We start from the raw sequence: 16,561 nt of genomic DNA, 5'->3' as shown, positions 1-16,561 counted from the left end.
TTGGAGTTTTGAGCAGAAAATGAAAACAAAAGAGCTTGAATTGTACTTGAATGACCTGTTGGAAGTTTCCCGCTACAAGGACTATTGTCCCAACGGGCTGCAAGTGCAAGGTCGCTCAGAGGTCACACACGTCGTGACAGGAGTGACTGCAAGCCTGGCATTGGTCGATGCCGCGATCGAAGCGGGGGCCGACGCCATCCTCGTCCATCACGGCTACTTCTGGAAAAACGAAGATGCTCGCGTGGTCGGGCAGAAGCACGCGCGTCTGAAGCGCCTGCTTGGCGCGGACGTCAACCTGTTCGCCTTCCACCTGCCCCTGGATAACCACCCGGAGTTCGGCAACAACGCCCAGCTCGGCCTGCAGCTCGGCTTCACCCCGACCGGCCGCTTCAGCGACGACCAGCTCGGCTGGACCGGCACGCTGCCTGCGCCGATGCCGCTCTCTGCGCTGGCCGCGCATGTTGGTGGCGTGCTGGGGCGCGAGCCGCTGGCCATCGGTGAGCCGGACCAGATGATCCGCACCGTCGGCTGGTGCACGGGTGGGGCGCAAGGTTATTTCGATGCCGCGGTGGCCGCGGGTGTCGATGCCTACCTGAGCGGCGAAGTCTCGGAGCAGACCACGCACCTGGCGCGCGAAAGCGGCGTGGCTTACCTTGCCGCCGGCCATCACGCCACCGAGCGCTACGGCATCCGCTCGCTGGGCGAGCATGTGGCCGAACGCTTTGGCCTGCGCCATACGTTTATCGATATTCCTAATCCCGTCTGATCTGACGAAAAACAAAACGGCCCCATCGGGGCCGTTTTATCTTCCGGGGTCGGCGCGCAGACGGCGCACCAATCAGCGGGTCTTCAGGCTGTCCCGGATTTCACGCAGCAGCACGACTTCCTCGGGCGGTGCGGCGGGCGCTGCTTCCGGTTCCGCGGCGCGCATCCTGTTAAAGGCACGCACCATCAGGAAGATGATGAAGGCCAGGATCAGAAAGTTGACAACGATGGTCAGGAAATTGCCGTAGGCAAACACGGGCACGCCGGCCTTCTTCAAGGCATCGAGCGTAGTGGGTGTTCCGGGTGGGGGATCCGCCAGCACGATGAACATGCTGGAGAAGTCCAGCTTGCCGATCACGCGGCCTACCAACGGCATGATCAGGTCGTTGACCACTGAATCCACGATCTTGCCGAAAGCCGCGCCGATGATCACACCGACCGCGAGGTCGATGACGTTGCCGCGTACGGCGAAGGTTCTGAATTCCGAGATCATGCCCATGGGGGGTTCTCCTTCTTGTCGCTAGCGATGAACGGTTTCAAGCTCGAAGCCTGCCGCATCACTCACCGGAAAGCAAGCACCGAAGCCGCTTTCCGGGTTGCACGTCCGATAATCGCGCATGGCCGTGGCATTTTCTGCCTATCTAGTGCGCTGGTGTCTAAGGTACACTTTATGGTTGACGCAAAATCTAAATTGACTTCCCCTGGGGTTTGGAATGAGTGACCAGCAAGACGTGAAGAGCGTGGATAAGGGTCGCCGCAATTGGTTGATCGCGACATCCGTCGCTGGCGGCGTCGGAGGCGTAGCGGTAGCGGTTCCTTTCGTCAGTACTTTTGCACCATCGGAGAAGGCCAAAGCCGCGGGTGCTCCAGTCGAGGCGGATATTGGCGCGCTGAAGCCAGGCGAGATGATGACTGTCGAATGGCGCGGCAAGCCGGTCTGGATCATGCGGCGCACGGACGAACAACTGGCGTCGCTGAAGAAGACGGACGGCGAGGTGGCCGATCCCAATTCCGATGTGGCATTCACCATGCAGACGCCTGAGTACTGCAAGAACGAAACCCGTTCGCGCGCAGACCACAAGGACGTCCTGGTCGTGGTGGGTATCTGTTCCCACCTGGGCTGCTCGCCGTCGGGCCCCTTCGCCGCCGGTGCCAATTCCCAGCTCGGCTCCGATCCCGGTTTCCTTTGCCCCTGCCACGGGTCGACCTTCGACCTCGCCGGGCGCGTCTTCAAGAACAAGCCGGCTCCGCAGAATCTCGATGTTCCCCCCTACCAGTTCCTGACCGACAGCAAGATCGTGATCGGCAAGGACGAGAAAGGAGAAGCCTGATCATGGCGGCCGAAAAACAAGTCAAGACGACCGGCCTGCTGGGCTGGATCGACGCCCGCTTCCCCGCAACCCAACTGTGGGAAGACCACCTCTCCAAGTACTACGCGCCGAAGAACTTCAACTTCTGGTACTTCTTCGGTTCGCTGGCGCTGCTGGTGCTGGTGATCCAGATCGTCACCGGCATCTTCCTGGTGATGAACTACAAGCCGGACGCCACGCTGAACGCCGCCGGCATTCCCGTGGCCTTCGCCAGCGTGGAATACATCATGCGCGAAGTCCCCTGGGGCTGGCTGGTGCGCTACATGCACTCGACCGGCGCCTCGGCCTTCTTCGTGGTGGTCTACCTGCATATGTTCCGGGGCCTGCTGTACGGTTCGTACCGCAAGCCGCGCGAGCTGGTCTGGATCTTCGGCTGCCTGATCTTCCTGTGCCTGATGGCGGAAGCCTTCATGGGCTACCTGTTGCCATGGGGCCAGATGTCGTACTGGGGCGCCCAGGTGATCGTGAACCTGTTCTCGGCGATTCCCGTGATCGGCCAGGACCTGTCGCTGTTCATCCGCGGTGACTACGTGGTGAGCGATGCAACGCTGAACCGCTTCTTCTCGTTCCACGTCATCGCCGTGCCGCTGGTGCTGCTGGCGCTGGTCATTGCCCACATCATCGCGCTGCACGAAGTGGGTTCGAACAACCCGGACGGCGTCGAGATCAAGGCCAAGAAGGACGAAAACGGTATCCCGCTGGACGGCATCCCGTTCCACCCGTACTACTCGGTGCACGACACGCTGGGCGTTGCCGGCTTCCTGCTCCTGTTCTCGGCCGTGATCTTCTTTTTCCCGGAAGTGGGCGGCTACTTCCTGGAGCACAACAACTTCTTCCCGGCTGACCCGCTGAAGACCCCGCCGCATATCGCGCCGGTGTGGTACTTCACGCCGTTCTACTCGATGCTGCGTGCCACCACGTCGAACTTCCTGCCGATCCTGTGGGTGTTCTTCGCGCTGCTGCTCGGCATGGTGTTCCTGCGCAGCAAGGATGCGCGCGTGAAGATCGGCGCCGTCGCCGTCGCGGTGATCCTGGCCGTGGGCTTCTACTTCATCGACGCCAAGTTCTGGGGCGTGCTGGTGATGGGCGGCTCGGTGGTGATTCTGTTCTTCCTGCCGTGGCTGGACCACTCGCCGGTCAAGTCCATCCGCTATCGTCCTGCCTTCCACAAGACCATCCTGACCGTCTTCGTGGTGGTGTTCCTGGTGCTCGGCTATCTTGGCGTGCAACCGCCGTCGCCGGTCGGTGAGAAGGTGTCGCAGCTCGGTACGCTGCTGTACTTCGCCTTCTTCCTGACCATGCCGCTGTGGAGCCGTGTCGGCGAGTTCAAGCCGGTCCCGGAGCGTGTCACGTTCCACCCGCACTGAGCGAAGCGAACCCCGACAAGAGCACAAGGACACAAGATGAAAAAGCTGCTTTCGATCCTCGCGCTGGCCGGCGCCTGCTTTGCCGGCGCGCCTGCCATGGCATCCGAGGGGGGCTTCCCCCTTGAGCCGGCACCGGTGAACACTGCTGACCTGTCGTCGCTGCAGCGCGGCGCCAAGCTGTTCGTCAACTACTGCCTGAACTGCCACGGCGCATCGATGATGCGTTACAACCGGCTCAAGGACATCGGCCTGACCGACGACCAGATCCGCGAGAACCTGCTGTTCAGCGCGGACAAGGTCGGCGAGACCATGACCATCGCCATGCAGCCGAAGGAAGCCAAGGCCTTCTTCGGTGCGCAGCCGCCGGACCTGTCGGTGATCGCCCGCGCCCGCGGCGACGACTGGCTCTACACCTACCTGCGCACGTTCTACCGTGACGACAGCCGCGCCACCGGCTGGAACAACCTGGTGTTCCCGAGCGTCGGCATGCCGCACGTGCTGTGGGAACTGCAGGGCCAGCGCGCCGCCAAGTTCACGGAAGTGGAAGAGCACGGCGAAAAGGTGCACAAATTTGCCGGCTTCGAGCAACTGAGCCCGGGCAAGCTGAGCAAGGTCGAGTACGACCAGGCCAGCGCTGACCTGGTCGGCTTTCTGGACTGGATGGCCGAGCCCGCGCAGAACCACCGCAAGCGCCTGGGCGTCTGGGTGCTGCTGTTCCTGGGCGTGTTCACCGTCTTTGCCTGGCGCCTCAACGCCGCGTACTGGAAGGACGTGAAGTAAAGGCATGCCAGGGGCCCGAATCCGGGCCCGGACAAGGCAAAGGCCAGGGGTGGCCGCTGCGAAAGCAGCACCGCCCCTGGCCTTTTCTCTTGGAAAACCTGCCGAAGCGCGCCAATAAAGTGCGCCATTTTCCACAAATTTGCTTTCTGATGGTCGACTTTGGCAGAATGACAGACCTTACTGTCCGACCCTGCTTCGGCTAAGCCCAAGGAATCCAACCATGATGGTGTTGTATTCGGGTACGACTTGCCCGTTTTCCCAACGTTGCCGCCTTGTCCTGTTTGAAAAGGGCATGGATTTTGAAATCCGCGACGTCGACCTGTTCAACAAGCCCGAAGATATTTCGGTGATGAACCCGTACGGCCAGGTGCCCATCCTGGTCGAGCGCGACCTCATCCTGTATGAGTCGAACATCATCAACGAATACATCGACGAGCGCTTCCCGCACCCGCAGCTGATGCCGGCTGACCCGGTGCAGCGTGCCCGCGCCCGCCTGTTCCTGTTCAACTTCGAAAAGGAACTGTTCACCCACGTCTACACGCTGGAGAACGAAAAGGGCAAGGCCGCGGAGAAGAACCACGAACGCGCCCGCGCCGCGATCCGCGACCGCCTGACGCAGCTTGCGCCGATCTTCGTCAAGAACAAGTACATGCTGGGCGAAGAGTTCTCGATGCTCGACGTCGCCATCGCGCCGCTGTTGTGGCGCCTGGACCACTACGGCATTGAGCTGTCGAAGAACGCCGCACCGCTGCTGAAGTATGCTGAACGCATTTTCAGTCGTCCCGCGTACATCGAAGCGCTCACCCCGTCCGAAAAGGTGATGCGCCGCTAACCGGCACCGGCCCGAAGGCATCCGCCCTCGGGCCACCACGGCGCCATTGGAAGCACAATGTCTGAAACCTCCACCAAGCCCTACCTGATCCGCGCCATCTATGAATGGTGCACGGACAACGGCTTCACGCCGTACATCGCCGTCTTCGTCGACGCCAACACCAGCGTGCCGCGCGAGTTCGTCAAGAACAACGAGATCGTGCTCAACGTCAGCTTCGACGCCACCAGCGGCCTGGACATGGGCAACGAGTGGATCACCTTCAGTGCACGCTTTGGCGGCGTCTCGCGCAAGATCGACGTCCCTGTCGAGAACGTGCTGGCCATCTACGCCCGTGAAAACGGGCAAGGCATGGCCTTCCCGGTCGAACGCAGCCTGCCGGAAACCCAGGCCGCCACCGAGCGTGAAAACAACCCGCCGCCCAAGCTGGCCCCGGTGGAAGCCGAGACCTCGGCAACTACCACCGACACTGGCCCCGGCGACGACGACACGCCGCCCCCGGTGCCCCGCATCGGCAGCAAGAAGCCCGCACTGAAAGTGGTGAAGTAAGCCATCCCAAAGCGGACCGCAATGCAGTAGAATCGCGGTCTGCACCAGACATGCCGGCTTAGCTCATCAGGTAGAGCAGTTGATTTGTAATCATCAGGTGGCGGGTTCGAGTCCTGCAGCCGGCACCAGAATTTGAAAACGGGCTACGCAAGATTGCGTAGCCCGTTTTGTTTTTGTGGCAAGGGCGCACAGCCGCATCAATGCCGAAAAAAATGACTTATTCATCTAGTCGTTGTGGCGTAGATTTCTGACTAGTAGCAATGACTAGAAGGCAATCCATGGCTGGCAGCCTGATTTCCAAGACCGAGTTCAAGGCGTGCGCCCTCGAGTATTTCCGCCAGATCGAAGCCTCGGGCGAGCCGGTCATTGTCACGGACCACGGCAAGCCCACACTCGAGGTGCGTCCCTATCGCGGGCTGGAGCGTGACCCCCTTCAGGTATTACGCGGCACCGTGGTGCGCTACGACGCGCCGACGGAGCCAGTGGACGTTGAGTGGGAGGCCGAGCGGTGATCGTGCTGGATAAGCGTGCCTTATTCCCTTACTGCACCGAGCGCAGCACCCAGCTTTCCAGCAAACCTCGACCCGTCCCCAAACGTCATCACCAACTGCCGCGTAGCCCGCGTCATCGCCACATACATCAGCCGCGCTTCGTCTTCATCCGCCTCATCATGCTTATGCGGCATCCCCGTGGCCGGAATGCATACCAGCGGAAACTCCAATCCTTTGCTGCTATGCATGGTGATCACCTTGACGCTGTCCGCGCCGGGTGTAAATCGCTTGGTGATTTGGGGACATTCGAACGGAATGCCCTTGCGCGTGAGCGCGCTGGTGACGTGTCCGACCGTGTCCCAATGGCGATAGAGCACCGCCATTTCTGACCAGGGCGTACCAGCCCGATTCTCGTCAGTCAGGATCTGCGCAATGCGCTCAGCTTCCGCCTCTACGTTTGGCAATTCGATCAGCAGCGGTTTGTTGCCGCGGCGCCCGGCACCGACAGGTTGCACGGTAGGCGCTTCGTCTTCGGCTGCCTCGGTCGGCCGCAGCAACTCATCCGCAAAGCTGCGCGCGACGGCCAGTATCTCCTGCGTATTGCGGTAGTTAAGCTTGAGGATGGTCGTACGGCCCCGGGCCTGGATGCCCACGCTGGCAAAGGTCATCCCGCGCTTCCTAGCGCCGCCATAAATGGACTGCGCATCGTCGTAGAGCACCAATAGGGAATTGCTCTCCGGATTCACCATCTGCACGACCAGCTTGAACCACTCCGGCCGGAAGTCATGCCCCTCATCGATCAGCACGGCGTCGTACTGGCCGGCCGGGATCGCTTTCCGGTCCACGCCCTGGATGACGCGATTTACCATTTCCTCAAAGAGCGCATCGCTGGGGCGCCCCTTCGGCCTGTCAATGTTGTAAGTCTCTAGTTGGCGCGAGCACCACGCATGGAAGTTGTGGACGTGGACCTTCTCTTCGATGCCTTTCTCGATCATCGTCGCCGCCAGCTTGGCGGCGAGGGTCTTGTTGTAGCAAAGCACGAGGACTGGCCGTGTGACGATCTTTGCAAGATGCTCAGCCCGGTAGCCGAGGATCATCGTCTTGCCAGAGCCGGCGACGCCATGAATGACCCGGTGGCCTTCGCCGAGGCTGCGTGCCAACTGCTCCTGCTGGAGATCCATGACGCGAAGGATGTCAGGCATATTCAGCGGCTCCGCGGCATCCTCCGGAAAGAGCGCGCGTTGCTCCGGCATGCGGATCTGCGGGAACAGGTGCCAGCGAATCCGCTCGATTTGCGGCAGGGAAAGCTTGAAGGTGAACTTGACCGGGAACATCTCCCACAGGCGCTGCTGGAAGCGTTCCGCGTCGACCGCCTCATACATCTCGTCCTGGCAGATCACCAGGTGCGGGGGCAGGACGTCACCGAGGTTGGTCTTGTCGAACTGGGCACGCGTGATGTTGGACAGGACGACGCCGCAGCCGTAGGGAAAGAAGGGTTTGCCTTTCAACGAGCCGCTAGGCCAGACCAACTGCGGATCGCGCTGCAGCAGGTTGGTGACATAGAACATGTACTGGCGGGCTTGCTCGAGGGGATTCATCTCCCGCACCAGCCCGCGATCCGTCAGCAGCGTGACATCGCGCTGGTCGACTTCCCGGATGGTATCCAGCCTCCAGTCTTTCACCTCCAACACCAGCAGACCCCGGCTGGGATGGAAGACGATGAAATCCGGATGCCTGGTTTTCTCTCCGATGGCGACGTCATACCAACACAGGTAGTCGTCCTCCAGCTTTGTCTCCAGACGCTCGGCGAAGCGTCTCTCTCCACTGGTCATGCGCGAAGTGACCGAACCCAGCGCGGGAATCAGCGTGGCCATGCGTTGTTGCTCTTCTTATTGCCCGTTCAGGAACTGCGCTGACCACGGTAGGTGTCGCGGACCCGGTGCGACGGCGGTCAGGCAGGTTTGTTATGCGGCAATTGTAGGCACAAAACGGTAACGGTGGCTATTTCGGTAGTTTTGGTGATTTGCCGGTTGGCGACACTGGCGAGCCGGCGGCTCCGGGGGCTGTCAAGCGGTCTGCGCCGGCTTTCCGGCGATCCGCGCCGCCGATCCGTCGATTCCCGCCACCCCCATATCAGAGCCCGGATCGCAGTGGTAACCTCCCGCTATCTCCGCCCCCAGCCACCCGCCCGTGCACTCCCCAGACTCCCGCATCTGGCGATCCGCCCCCGAGCAGCGCGCCTACGAAGACGCCCGCCGCCGCGTGCGCGCGCTGCGCTTCTTCTACATGCACGCCATGGTCTACGTGGCGGTCAATGCATTGCTGATCGGCTTCCATCTGGTGGGATCGCCGCATCGGCCGTGGTCCGGTGGGCCGCTCATGGGCTGGGGTATCGGCCTGGCGATACACGGCGTGATGACGTGGAGTCGCGTCGGCCTGCTCGGGCGGCAGTGGGAAGAGCGCAAGATCGCGCAATACATGGCGCAGGAACAGGTGCGCACGCTGTCGACGGAGAAGCAGCTGGTCGAAGCCCGCATGCGCCTGCTGCAGGCCCAGATCGAACCGCACTTCCTGTTCAACACCCTGGCCAACGTGGTCAGCCTGATCGAGCCCGCGCCGCAGAAGGCCACGCTGATGCTGGAGCATTTCATCGCCTACCTGCGCGCATCGCTTGCAGCCAGCCGCGCCACGCAAGGCACGGTGGCGCAGGAGGCCAAGCTGCTGCGTGACTATCTGGCGCTGATCCGGATCCGCATGGGGGACCGGCTGCATTACTCGGTCGATGTCGACCCCGAACTCGAATCGATGCCGCTGGCGCCGATGCTGCTGCAGCCCGTGGTCGAGAATGCGATCAAGCATGGGCTGGAGCCAAAGATCGAAGGCGGGCGGCTGCTGGTCCGGCTGGAGCGGCGCGGCCCGCGCATGCTGGCGACCATCGAGGACGATGGCATGGGCTTTCGCCCCTCGGCCGGCGCCGGGGTCGGGCTTTCTAACCTGCGTGAACGGCTGGCTGTGCTGTATGACGGTGACGCCCACGTACGCATTGAAGAACGCTCGCCCGGCACTGCCGTGCTGATCGAAATCCCGCTGCCGCGTACATCCTGAAACGGAGACGCCCATGACGCCCACCGCCCTGATTGCCGACGACGAAGAGCACCTGCGCGCATATCTGCGCGGCAAGTTGCAACGCCTTTGGCCGGAGCTGCAGATCGTTGCCGAGGCGACCAACGGCATCGAAGCCGCCGACGCCATCGCACGGTTGTCGCCGAGCGTAGCCTTCCTCGACATCAAGATGCCCGGCCTGTCCGGCCTGGAGGTGGCGCAAGGGATTGAAACCGATACGCGGCTGGTGTTCGTCACGGCGTATGACGAATTCGCGCTCGATGCGTTCGAGCGCGCGGCCGTCGATTACCTGGTCAAGCCGGTCAGCGAGGAACGGCTCGGCCGCACCATCGAGCGGCTGCGCAAGGCGTTGCAGGAAGCGGCACCCTTGCCGGAACTGGCCCAGCTACTGAGCCAGCTCACACGCGCCCAGCCGCGCGCGGAAAGCGGCGGCCAGCTGCGCTGGGTACGCGCCAGCCGCGGCAATACCACCAGCCACGTGCCGATCCAGGAAGTGATGTACTTCCAGAGCGACGACAAGTACGTGGTCGTGCATACCCGCGATGGCGAGCACCTGATCCGCACGCCGCTGGCGGAGCTGATTGCCGGCCTCGATCCCGAGGTGTTCTGGCAGATCCACCGCTCGTCCATCGTCAACATGGAATACGTGGCCGGAACGCGCCGCGATGAGGCAGGGCGGCTCTTTGTCCGGATGCGCGACAGCGAAGCCGAACTGCCGGTATCGCGCGCGTACATGCACCGCTTCCGGCAGATGTAAGGCGGTCGGCGGCGCCACTGCGCCGCCGGCCGAGGGATTCACTTGCGATCCATGAATTCCTGGATCTTGCGCTGTTCCCAGTCACGCCCGCGGCGCGACAGCCGCATCCATACCAGCAACCCATGCACGGTCAGCGCCAGGCCCCAGGCCAGGGTCGTGGTCAGCGGCCATGGCCAGCCGGTGGCGGCGTAATGCGACCACCGCGGCGACGGAAAGTAGAAGAAGCGGAACCACAGCCAGCCATTGACGACAGCGTAGACCAGCAGGTGGATGTACCAGCCGCGCAGGGCGTGCACCATGCGGCGCGCGCGCCAGTAGGCCATGGCGTTGGGGTCGTCGTTGGGAGGGAAGGCGTGGTGCATGGGATACCTCGTGATCAAGATGGTTGGCTTGCGTCAGGTATAGGCCATCGCCAAGCGCCGCTCCAGGCCCATGGGCCGAATCGACGGATTTCGTTCGCCGGTGGGCGCGCGGACAGCGCGAATGTCGGCGGGTCCGACCCCTCCATGCCCCCCGACTTCTTGCTGCTCTTGACCCGTCTCGCCGGGAATACCCGCATAGGAAAAGCCCAGTCCTTCACCATAATCATAGTAATTATGATCATAAATACGAAGCGATGGATTCCAAGCCGACCCCGCAGATAGAGGGCAGCAGACGCGTGAAGCGTTCGGACCAGGTGGTCAACGATATCAAGCGCTGGATCGTGCAGACGCACCAGAAGGTCGGAGACAAGCTGCCGCAGGAAGCAGCGTTGATCGAACAGATGGGCGTCGCACGCGGGACGGTGCGTGAGGCGCTTGCCTCGCTGCAGGCGCAGGGGCTGGTCAAGGTCAGCACGGGGCCGAACGGCGGTGCCACGCTGACGCAGCCGCCTTATGAGCGATGCCTGGAGGCAGTGTCCAACTTCCTGTACTTCCAGTCGGTCGACATCGTCACGCTTTACGCCCTGCGCCGCGCGGTTGAGCCGGAGCTGGCAGCCAACGCCGCCTTGCGCCTGACCGATGCCGACATCGCCGATCTCGAAGCGCTGGTCGGGCTGAGCCACCCGGAACACGGCGGCAGCACGGACTGGAACGAGCGGCGCGAAGCCGACCTGCTGTTCCACGACCGCCTGGCCGATGCCTGCAGCAGCCCGATGCTGGCGTTGTTCTGCCGCCTGCTCAACGACATCATCCGCCGCGTCATCGTGGTGCGTAATGCGCAGGATGATTTCGACGACTTTGATGAAGAGATCTTCCACAGCCACAACGCGCTGATCGAAGCCTTCCGGTCGCGCGACCCGGAGCGTGCGCGTGCCCTGATGCAGGAGCACATGGAGCATGCCGAATCCTTGGCCCTGGAAGCCGAGTCCCGGGTGGACCGCGGGAGCTTGCTGATGAGCCCGGTCGACTGATCCCCTGACGCGCTAGCGTCCCCCTTTTTCTGCACACCCAACCGCCATCGTGGCATCCGACACGGCGGGTGGGATTCCTATTGCCTGAATCCTGGGAGCCTTGACGTGAAACCTGCTGAATTGCTTTGGCGCTGGAGCGCTGTCGATATTGCCGATGCCGTGCGGCGGCGCGAGATTTCCTGCCGCGAGGTCACGGCCAGCGTGCTGGCTCGCATCGATGCCCTTAACCCTCGCCTGAATGCGTTGCCGGAGGTGCTGGCAGAAGAGGCGCTGGCCAGCGCGGATGCCGCGGACCGCCAGGTCGCTGAGGGCGCAGAACTGGGGCCGCTCCATGGCGTGCCGGTCACGATCAAGATCAATGTCGACCAGGCAGGCCATGCCACCACCAACGGCGTGATTCCGCTGAAGCACAACATCGCGCGTGAGGATGCTCCCGTGGTCGCGCACCTGCGCAGTGCCGGGGCCATCATCGTCGGGCGCAGCAATACGGCTACCTATTCCTCGCGCTGGTTTACCGACAACGGCCTGCACGGGCGCACGCTGAACCCGTGGGATGCGGATATCACCCCCGGCGGCTCCAGCGGCGGTGCCGCGTCCGCGGTCGCTTCCGGCATGGGGGCGCTGGCGCATGGCAATGACATCGGCGGCTCCATTCGCTATCCGGCCTATGCCTGCGGTGTCGCCGGCTTGCGGCCGACGACGGGGCGGGTGCCCGCGTACAACCCGTCGGCCACTGCCGAGCGCAGCATCACGCCACAACTCATGTCCGTGCAAGGGCCGCTTGCGCGCAGCATTGCCGACCTGCGGCTCGGCTACCACACCATGGCCCGTTATGACGGGCGCGACCCAGCCTGGGTGCCGGTGCCGCTGGAACTGCCGCTGCCGCCGGGACCGATCCGCGTGGCGCTGTTCCGGCGTTGTCCGGGCATTCCCGTCGATCCCGCGGTCAGCGCAGCGCTGGACAGTGCCGCGCAATGGCTGCAGCAAGCGGGCTACGCCGTCGAGGAAGCCAGCCTGCCTGATTTCATGGAAGCGGCAGCGCTGTGGCGCACGCTGACGGTCGACGACAGCCGCCGCAACATCATCGCGGGCGTTGACCAGCATGGCGACGAGGCCATGCGGCAAAGCCAGCGCAACATGCTGGACGGGATGCAGGAAACCGACCGCGATGGTTTTCTGGATGCCCTGGCACGGCGCCAGGCGATTGCACGAAGCTGGTCGGTGTTCATGCAAACCTATCCGCTGGTGCTGATGCCGGTGTCGTGGCAGCGCCCGAGCGTGCAAGACGCGGATATCCGCACGCCAGAAGAGAACCGGGCCTTGCTGGACGCACAGAGCCCCATGCTGGCAACAGCGATGCTCGGCATGCCGGGGCTGTCCGTGCCGACGGGCATGGCCGGCGGCGTTCCGGTCGGCGTGCAGCTGATGGCATGGCGCTTCCGCGAAGACCTGTTGCTGCGCGCCGGCCAGGCGATTGAAGACGCGGCGCGTTTTACCCCTTACACCGACGTGCAAACCGGCATCTAGACCCAGGAGCTTCCCATGAACGAACGCAAACCTGCTTACGCCCCACGGCTGTCGCGCCGCGCCATGCTGGCCGGAACCGCCGCCGCCCTGTGTACCGGTGGCCTGCTCTCCAGGGCCGCATGGGGGCAGTCCGTATCGCGCATCATCGTGCCGTTTCCGCCGGGCGGGCCGGCCGACTACATGGGCCGCCTGCTGTCCGAGAAGCTGAAAGACGCCATGGGCCGCACCGTCATCGTCGACAACCGGCCCGGTGCCGGGACGCGCGTGGCGGCCGAAGGGCTGAAGAACGCCCCGGCCGACGGCACCACCGTGCTGCTGGCCCCCGTCGATCCGATGTTCATCGGGCCGCTGATCTACAGCAATATGCGTTTCAATCCCGCCACCGACTTCACGGCGATCACCGATGTGACGGGCGTCCAGTTCGGCATTGCAGTCAGCGCCAGCTCACCCATCAAGACACTGGCCGACTTCGTCAAGGCCGCCAGGGCCAAGCCGGCTGACTATTCGATCGGCATCAGCACGGTTGGCACGCTGCTGCATTTCCTTGCCGTGGAGTTCGTCAGCCAGTCCCGCGCCGGCAGTACGCTGGTACCGTATCGCGGTGGCGCGGCGATGGCAACGGAAATGATGGGCAACCAGATCGCGGCAGGCATGGACGCCATCACGACTTTTACCGAACTGCATCGCGGCGGCAAGCTCCGCGTGCTGGCCGTGGCAGGGGAAAAGCGCGCCGATGCCTTGCCGGATGTGCCTACGTTTGCGGAGTCTGGCTTTCCCAACCTTGTGACCTCGTCGCGCTACCTGCTTTATGTCCGCGCCAACACGCCGCCCGACGTGACCGCGCAGTGGTATCAGGCCGTGCGCAAGGTGCTGGCCATGCCGGACGTGCGCGAGAAGCTGGCGCGCGCTGGCTATGACATCTTGCCGGGCGGCACTTCTGATGAGGTTGCCAGGTATGCGAGCGCGCTTTCGGCACGGTGGACGCCGGTGATCAAGGCGTCGGGTTTCAAGGGGGATTGAGAGGAATTTCGTAGCCGCAGCCAAACTCGGCTGGAGACGATTTCCATTTGTGCCAGCTAGCTGGGGAATTCCTGCGGCACCCTCCTCCTGTAGGGTGCCGCTTTGTATTAAGCATGTCTGTCCCAGTGTCGTAATTAGCCTCAGAAGACAACCTGGGCGGCGCCAAGGGAAAGTGCCAATGGCGCCGCATCGTGCCGACTGGCGCAATTGCTGTGGGGCGCAGCCGCTCAGGCTGTGAGCCATACACCCGAGCGTATCCAGCCATGACCTCCTCCTCTTTCCGCGCCCGCCGCCTGTGGCTCGCCACAGGCGTTAGCCTGGCACTCTCCGCCTGCGCCCCGATGATCGCGACCACCCCGGCAACAGTGGAGCTCATGCAGCCAGCTGCCACGGCCAAGCGCGTCCAGCTTCTAGCGCCGGCGCAGGTCAAGCTCGACACCGGCTATTCCCGAGACCTCGCTGCCAAGTCGACCTGGTCGCAGGTCGGGCGCCTCCCGCAAGGCGATGTCTACCGCCCCGTCGGCACCATTCTCACAATCGAGGGCCGCCACGTTCATGAGGCCTACCTGGTCGTCCGCAACAAGACGCTGGTGGGCTTCTATCTGCCTGGGGAGCAGAACTACTCCCCGCTAACGACAGCAGTACCTTTGAACTTGGGAGAATCGGAATGAAACGGGTTGCGCGCATGCTGATCGCCGGACTGGCGGTGTCATCGCTGCTGGCGGGATGCGCTTCGGGCGTGAAGCACGCCGAGATGGCGGCTTCGATGCCCACGCTGAAGCCGGGCGAGGGTCGGATTTATTTCCTGCGTTCGGCGTCGATGTTCGGGGCGGCTATCCAGCCGGATATTCGCCTGAATAGCCAGGTCGTTGGCGAATCCAAGCCCGGCGGTTTCTTCTTCGTGGACCGCACGGCCGGCAAGTATGTCGCGGCGGCCTCGACCGAAACCGAGAAGACGCTCAGCTTCGTGCTGGATGCCGGCGAAACCAAGTACGTGCGCAGCTCCCCGTCGCTGGGGCTGATGGTGGGCCGCGTGGTGCTGGAGCTGGAAACGCCGGAGAAGGCGAAGGAGGAACTGGCTTCGCTGAGCTACACCGGGGACCAGGTGAAGACTGCGGCGAAGTAAGTGGATTGACTCAGCCGCGTTGCGGGCTGAGTCGCGTTGACGACGCCGGTGCGTCGTCAATTGACCCATCGGAATTCCGCATGGCTTGCAGCTCAGCGCGGGCATATCAACGTAGGCAAGGCACCTCCTCGTGATTTTGGCAAAGCAGGGTTGCGTCGCCCTTTTCATTGTAGTAACGTAACTACATTGAAGTGGGCGGGAGTGCCATCATGACGATCACAACCCTATCGAGCCGAGAACTCAATCAGGACGTGACAAGAGCCAAGAAGGCGACGAAGGACGGTCCGGTCTTCATTACGGACCGCGGCAAACCGGCGCATGTGCTGTTGAGCTTCGAGGAATATCAGAGGCTCACCCAGCAGCGCCGCAACATTGCAGACGCACTCGCGATGCCCGGCGTTGAGGACATCGAGTTCAATCCGCCACGTGCCAACATCAAATTCCGGCCCGCTGATCTCACATGATGTTCGTGCTCGATACCAATGTCGTTTCCGAACTGCGCAAGGTCCGAGCCGGTAAAGCTGATGCAAACGTTGCAGCGTGGTCTGCCAGCGTTGATGCAGCTTGGCTCTTTGTGTCGGCGGTCACCATCATGGAACTGGAAACCGGTGTCTTGCAGATCGAGCGGCGGGATGCCCGCCAAGGTGCGCTGCTGCGGGCGTGGCTGGACCACCATGTATTGCCCGAATTCGCAGGCCGCGTTTTGCCCATTGATACCGCCGTGGCCCTGCGTTGCGCTCGGTTGCACGTACCAGACCGGCAATCGGAGCGGGATGCGTTGATTGCCGCCACAGCAATCGTGCACGGTATGACCGTCGTTACACGAAATGTCGCCGACTTCATGGCAACTGGCGTCAGCATCCTGAACCCTTGGGAGGCCTGATCGTAATTCGCCGTCGTTTCCCAGTTGCCGAAACTATAGAAGTTCTCGCCCCTGAGTCGGCAGCCGGCGGTGAAGGCGCTTTTCGCGCGCATCGCTTCTTATGCCGTAATGCCTTCGCCACTGCCCTGTGACTCGACCTTAGACGCCCACCCGGATTTCGCCGCGCGTAGCACGACACCCAACCGCAGTGCCGCAGCCCGAAAACCACACCCCAATCCCACAAACCGCTAGCCCCCGCCAATCGGCCATGAGCCTATTTTTATGGGTTGAAGTGTACTGAGTTGGCGCGCTCCCACGCTCTGCGATTGGTGCATACGCTGCGAGCCGACACCAGGGGTGGGAGAGGCTTCCCGACTTCACTGTCAGCGCCTTTGCCGGGAAGCCATCCCCGTTAAGACGCAGGCAGCTCATCCGCCAACACACTCTCCAGCTGCGCTTTCACCAGCCCCAACAAGCAAAATGCACTAAAGCAGCCCTCGAATTGCACACTTTGCTGTTCCAGCAGGGTAAGCACACCATCCATACCAGCCGAGACTGACTGAAGGCTGTACCGCGCCGTGGATAGATCGATTTCCGACATA

20 protein-coding genes and 1 tRNA gene are annotated in these 16,561 nt (G+C 62.8%); 17 read left to right on the top strand and 4 right to left on the bottom strand.

Annotated features, from left to right (window positions below; translation table 11 throughout):
• Window positions 1-19: 19 nt before the first annotated feature.
• Window positions 20-766, top strand: a complete 747-nt coding sequence (locus AC3WVS_RS22310; RefSeq protein ID WP_013958190.1) for a Nif3-like dinuclear metal center hexameric protein — start codon at window positions 20-22, stop codon at window positions 764-766.
• A gap of 72 nt (window positions 767-838) precedes the next feature.
• Here AC3WVS_RS22310 and mscL read toward each other — a convergent pair whose 3' ends face one another.
• On the bottom strand, window positions 839-1,264 hold the full coding sequence (gene mscL / locus AC3WVS_RS22305) for a large conductance mechanosensitive channel protein MscL (protein WP_010812315.1): 426 nt from the start codon (window positions 1,262-1,264) through the stop codon (window positions 839-841).
• Between the two features lie 214 nt (window positions 1,265-1,478).
• On the opposite strand from mscL, the gene petA reads away from it, so the two are divergent.
• The 7 genes from petA to AC3WVS_RS22270 all read left to right on the top strand — a co-directional run bounded on the left by petA (window position 1,479) and on the right by AC3WVS_RS22270 (window position 6,172).
• The gene (gene petA, locus AC3WVS_RS22300) at window positions 1,479-2,096 is read left to right on the top strand and encodes a ubiquinol-cytochrome c reductase iron-sulfur subunit (protein ID WP_492320404.1); all 618 of its coding nucleotides are present in this window, start codon (window positions 1,479-1,481) and stop codon (window positions 2,094-2,096) included.
• 2 nt (window positions 2,097-2,098) lie between these two features.
• Window positions 2,099-3,502, top strand: coding sequence for a cytochrome b (locus AC3WVS_RS22295; RefSeq protein WP_035826003.1), 1,404 nt, complete (start codon window positions 2,099-2,101; stop codon window positions 3,500-3,502).
• A gap of 36 nt (window positions 3,503-3,538) precedes the next feature.
• Window positions 3,539-4,282, top strand: a complete 744-nt coding sequence (locus tag AC3WVS_RS22290; RefSeq protein ID WP_035826002.1) for a cytochrome c1 — start codon at window positions 3,539-3,541, stop codon at window positions 4,280-4,282.
• Window positions 4,283-4,502: 220 nt separating this feature from the next.
• A complete protein-coding gene (locus AC3WVS_RS22285; protein WP_010812311.1) occupies window positions 4,503-5,114 on the top strand; it encodes a glutathione S-transferase N-terminal domain-containing protein in 612 nt (203 codons plus the stop codon).
• Between the two features lie 57 nt (window positions 5,115-5,171).
• Window positions 5,172-5,660: a ClpXP protease specificity-enhancing factor gene (locus AC3WVS_RS22280; protein ID WP_492320403.1), complete on the top strand. Its 489-nt coding sequence runs from the start codon at window positions 5,172-5,174 to the stop codon at window positions 5,658-5,660.
• 52 nt (window positions 5,661-5,712) lie between these two features.
• Window positions 5,713-5,788, top strand: a tRNA-Thr gene (locus tag AC3WVS_RS22275).
• A 150-nt stretch (window positions 5,789-5,938) separates the two neighbouring features.
• Window positions 5,939-6,172: a type II toxin-antitoxin system Phd/YefM family antitoxin gene (locus AC3WVS_RS22270; protein ID WP_492320402.1), complete on the top strand. Its 234-nt coding sequence runs from the start codon at window positions 5,939-5,941 to the stop codon at window positions 6,170-6,172.
• 20 nt (window positions 6,173-6,192) lie between these two features.
• On the opposite strand, the gene AC3WVS_RS22265 is transcribed toward AC3WVS_RS22270, so the two are convergent.
• Window positions 6,193-8,025: a DEAD/DEAH box helicase gene (locus tag AC3WVS_RS22265; RefSeq protein ID WP_492320401.1), complete on the bottom strand. Its 1,833-nt coding sequence runs from the start codon at window positions 8,023-8,025 to the stop codon at window positions 6,193-6,195.
• Between the two features lie 316 nt (window positions 8,026-8,341).
• On the opposite strand from AC3WVS_RS22265, the gene AC3WVS_RS22260 reads away from it, so the two are divergent.
• Window positions 8,342-9,256, top strand: a complete 915-nt coding sequence (locus AC3WVS_RS22260) for a sensor histidine kinase (protein ID WP_492320400.1) — start codon at window positions 8,342-8,344, stop codon at window positions 9,254-9,256.
• A gap of 13 nt (window positions 9,257-9,269) precedes the next feature.
• Window positions 9,270-10,031, top strand: coding sequence for a LytR/AlgR family response regulator transcription factor (locus tag AC3WVS_RS22255; RefSeq protein WP_492320399.1), 762 nt, complete (start codon window positions 9,270-9,272; stop codon window positions 10,029-10,031).
• A 38-nt stretch (window positions 10,032-10,069) separates the two neighbouring features.
• Here the strand turns inward: AC3WVS_RS22255 and AC3WVS_RS22250 are convergent, their stop codons facing one another.
• On the bottom strand, window positions 10,070-10,393 hold the full coding sequence (locus tag AC3WVS_RS22250; RefSeq protein ID WP_010812298.1) for a 2TM domain-containing protein: 324 nt from the start codon (window positions 10,391-10,393) through the stop codon (window positions 10,070-10,072).
• Between the two features lie 296 nt (window positions 10,394-10,689).
• On the opposite strand from AC3WVS_RS22250, the gene AC3WVS_RS22245 reads away from it, so the two are divergent.
• The 7 genes from AC3WVS_RS22245 (at window position 10,690) to AC3WVS_RS22215 (ending at window position 15,980) form a co-directional block, all read left to right on the top strand.
• Window positions 10,690-11,424 (top strand): FadR/GntR family transcriptional regulator, encoded by a 735-nt coding sequence (locus tag AC3WVS_RS22245; protein ID WP_316151692.1) that lies wholly within the window; start codon window positions 10,690-10,692, stop codon window positions 11,422-11,424.
• A gap of 105 nt (window positions 11,425-11,529) precedes the next feature.
• Window positions 11,530-12,951 carry an amidase family protein gene (locus tag AC3WVS_RS22240; protein ID WP_492320398.1) on the top strand — a complete coding sequence of 474 codons (1,422 nt, stop codon included), beginning with the start codon at window positions 11,530-11,532 and terminating at the stop codon, window positions 12,949-12,951.
• A 15-nt stretch (window positions 12,952-12,966) separates the two neighbouring features.
• The gene (locus AC3WVS_RS22235) at window positions 12,967-13,971 is read left to right on the top strand and encodes a Bug family tripartite tricarboxylate transporter substrate binding protein (RefSeq protein WP_492320397.1); all 1,005 of its coding nucleotides are present in this window, start codon (window positions 12,967-12,969) and stop codon (window positions 13,969-13,971) included.
• A 263-nt stretch (window positions 13,972-14,234) separates the two neighbouring features.
• Complete coding sequence (locus AC3WVS_RS22230; RefSeq protein WP_492320396.1) at window positions 14,235-14,642, top strand: hypothetical protein; 408 nt, start codon at window positions 14,235-14,237, stop codon at window positions 14,640-14,642.
• On the top strand, window positions 14,639-15,097 hold the full coding sequence (locus AC3WVS_RS22225; protein ID WP_010812293.1) for a DUF2846 domain-containing protein: 459 nt from the start codon (window positions 14,639-14,641) through the stop codon (window positions 15,095-15,097). The genes AC3WVS_RS22230 and AC3WVS_RS22225 overlap by 4 nt, the downstream gene beginning before the upstream one ends.
• Window positions 15,098-15,306: 209 nt before the next feature.
• Complete coding sequence (locus AC3WVS_RS22220) at window positions 15,307-15,561, top strand: type II toxin-antitoxin system Phd/YefM family antitoxin (RefSeq protein WP_078198072.1); 255 nt, start codon at window positions 15,307-15,309, stop codon at window positions 15,559-15,561.
• Window positions 15,558-15,980 carry a type II toxin-antitoxin system VapC family toxin gene (locus AC3WVS_RS22215; protein ID WP_492320395.1) on the top strand — a complete coding sequence of 141 codons (423 nt, stop codon included), beginning with the start codon at window positions 15,558-15,560 and terminating at the stop codon, window positions 15,978-15,980. The genes AC3WVS_RS22220 and AC3WVS_RS22215 overlap by 4 nt, the downstream gene beginning before the upstream one ends.
• A 391-nt stretch (window positions 15,981-16,371) precedes the next feature.
• Here AC3WVS_RS22215 and AC3WVS_RS22210 read toward each other — a convergent pair whose 3' ends face one another.
• Window positions 16,372-16,560 (bottom strand): DUF1484 family protein, encoded by a 189-nt coding sequence (locus AC3WVS_RS22210; protein ID WP_316151686.1) that lies wholly within the window; start codon window positions 16,558-16,560, stop codon window positions 16,372-16,374.
• Between the last annotated feature and the right edge of the window lies 1 nt (window position 16,561).

It is taken from the genome of Cupriavidus sp. CPT47-8839-RL05A (assembly GCF_058792255.1).
The sequence above is the reverse complement of the archived record's forward strand: the minus strand, read 5'-3'. Positions and strand labels throughout refer to the sequence as shown.

Excerpts from the sequence above, each read along its gene's own strand:
- AC3WVS_RS22210 (WP_316151686.1), bottom strand. The coding sequence starts at position 16,560 with ATGTCGGAAATCGATCTATCCACGGCGCGGTACAGCCTTCAGTCAGTC.
- AC3WVS_RS22280 (WP_492320403.1), top strand. The coding sequence starts at position 5,172 with ATGTCTGAAACCTCCACCAAGCCCTACCTGATCCGCGCCATCTATGAA.
- AC3WVS_RS22250 (WP_010812298.1), bottom strand. The coding sequence starts at position 10,393 with ATGCACCACGCCTTCCCTCCCAACGACGACCCCAACGCCATGGCCTAC.
- AC3WVS_RS22290 (WP_035826002.1), top strand. The coding sequence starts at position 3,539 with ATGAAAAAGCTGCTTTCGATCCTCGCGCTGGCCGGCGCCTGCTTTGCC.
- AC3WVS_RS22225 (WP_010812293.1), top strand. The coding sequence starts at position 14,639 with ATGAAACGGGTTGCGCGCATGCTGATCGCCGGACTGGCGGTGTCATCG.
- AC3WVS_RS22270 (WP_492320402.1), top strand. The coding sequence starts at position 5,939 with ATGGCTGGCAGCCTGATTTCCAAGACCGAGTTCAAGGCGTGCGCCCTC.
- AC3WVS_RS22265 (WP_492320401.1), bottom strand. The coding sequence starts at position 8,025 with ATGGCCACGCTGATTCCCGCGCTGGGTTCGGTCACTTCGCGCATGACC.
- mscL (WP_010812315.1), bottom strand. The coding sequence starts at position 1,264 with ATGGGCATGATCTCGGAATTCAGAACCTTCGCCGTACGCGGCAACGTC.
- AC3WVS_RS22215 (WP_492320395.1), top strand. The coding sequence starts at position 15,558 with ATGATGTTCGTGCTCGATACCAATGTCGTTTCCGAACTGCGCAAGGTC.
- petA (WP_492320404.1), top strand. The coding sequence starts at position 1,479 with ATGAGTGACCAGCAAGACGTGAAGAGCGTGGATAAGGGTCGCCGCAAT.
- AC3WVS_RS22285 (WP_010812311.1), top strand. The coding sequence starts at position 4,503 with ATGATGGTGTTGTATTCGGGTACGACTTGCCCGTTTTCCCAACGTTGC.
- AC3WVS_RS22235 (WP_492320397.1), top strand. The coding sequence starts at position 12,967 with ATGAACGAACGCAAACCTGCTTACGCCCCACGGCTGTCGCGCCGCGCC.
- AC3WVS_RS22230 (WP_492320396.1), top strand. The coding sequence starts at position 14,235 with ATGACCTCCTCCTCTTTCCGCGCCCGCCGCCTGTGGCTCGCCACAGGC.
- AC3WVS_RS22295 (WP_035826003.1), top strand. The coding sequence starts at position 2,099 with ATGGCGGCCGAAAAACAAGTCAAGACGACCGGCCTGCTGGGCTGGATC.
- AC3WVS_RS22255 (WP_492320399.1), top strand. The coding sequence starts at position 9,270 with ATGACGCCCACCGCCCTGATTGCCGACGACGAAGAGCACCTGCGCGCA.
- AC3WVS_RS22220 (WP_078198072.1), top strand. The coding sequence starts at position 15,307 with ATGACGATCACAACCCTATCGAGCCGAGAACTCAATCAGGACGTGACA.
- AC3WVS_RS22310 (WP_013958190.1), top strand. The coding sequence starts at position 20 with ATGAAAACAAAAGAGCTTGAATTGTACTTGAATGACCTGTTGGAAGTT.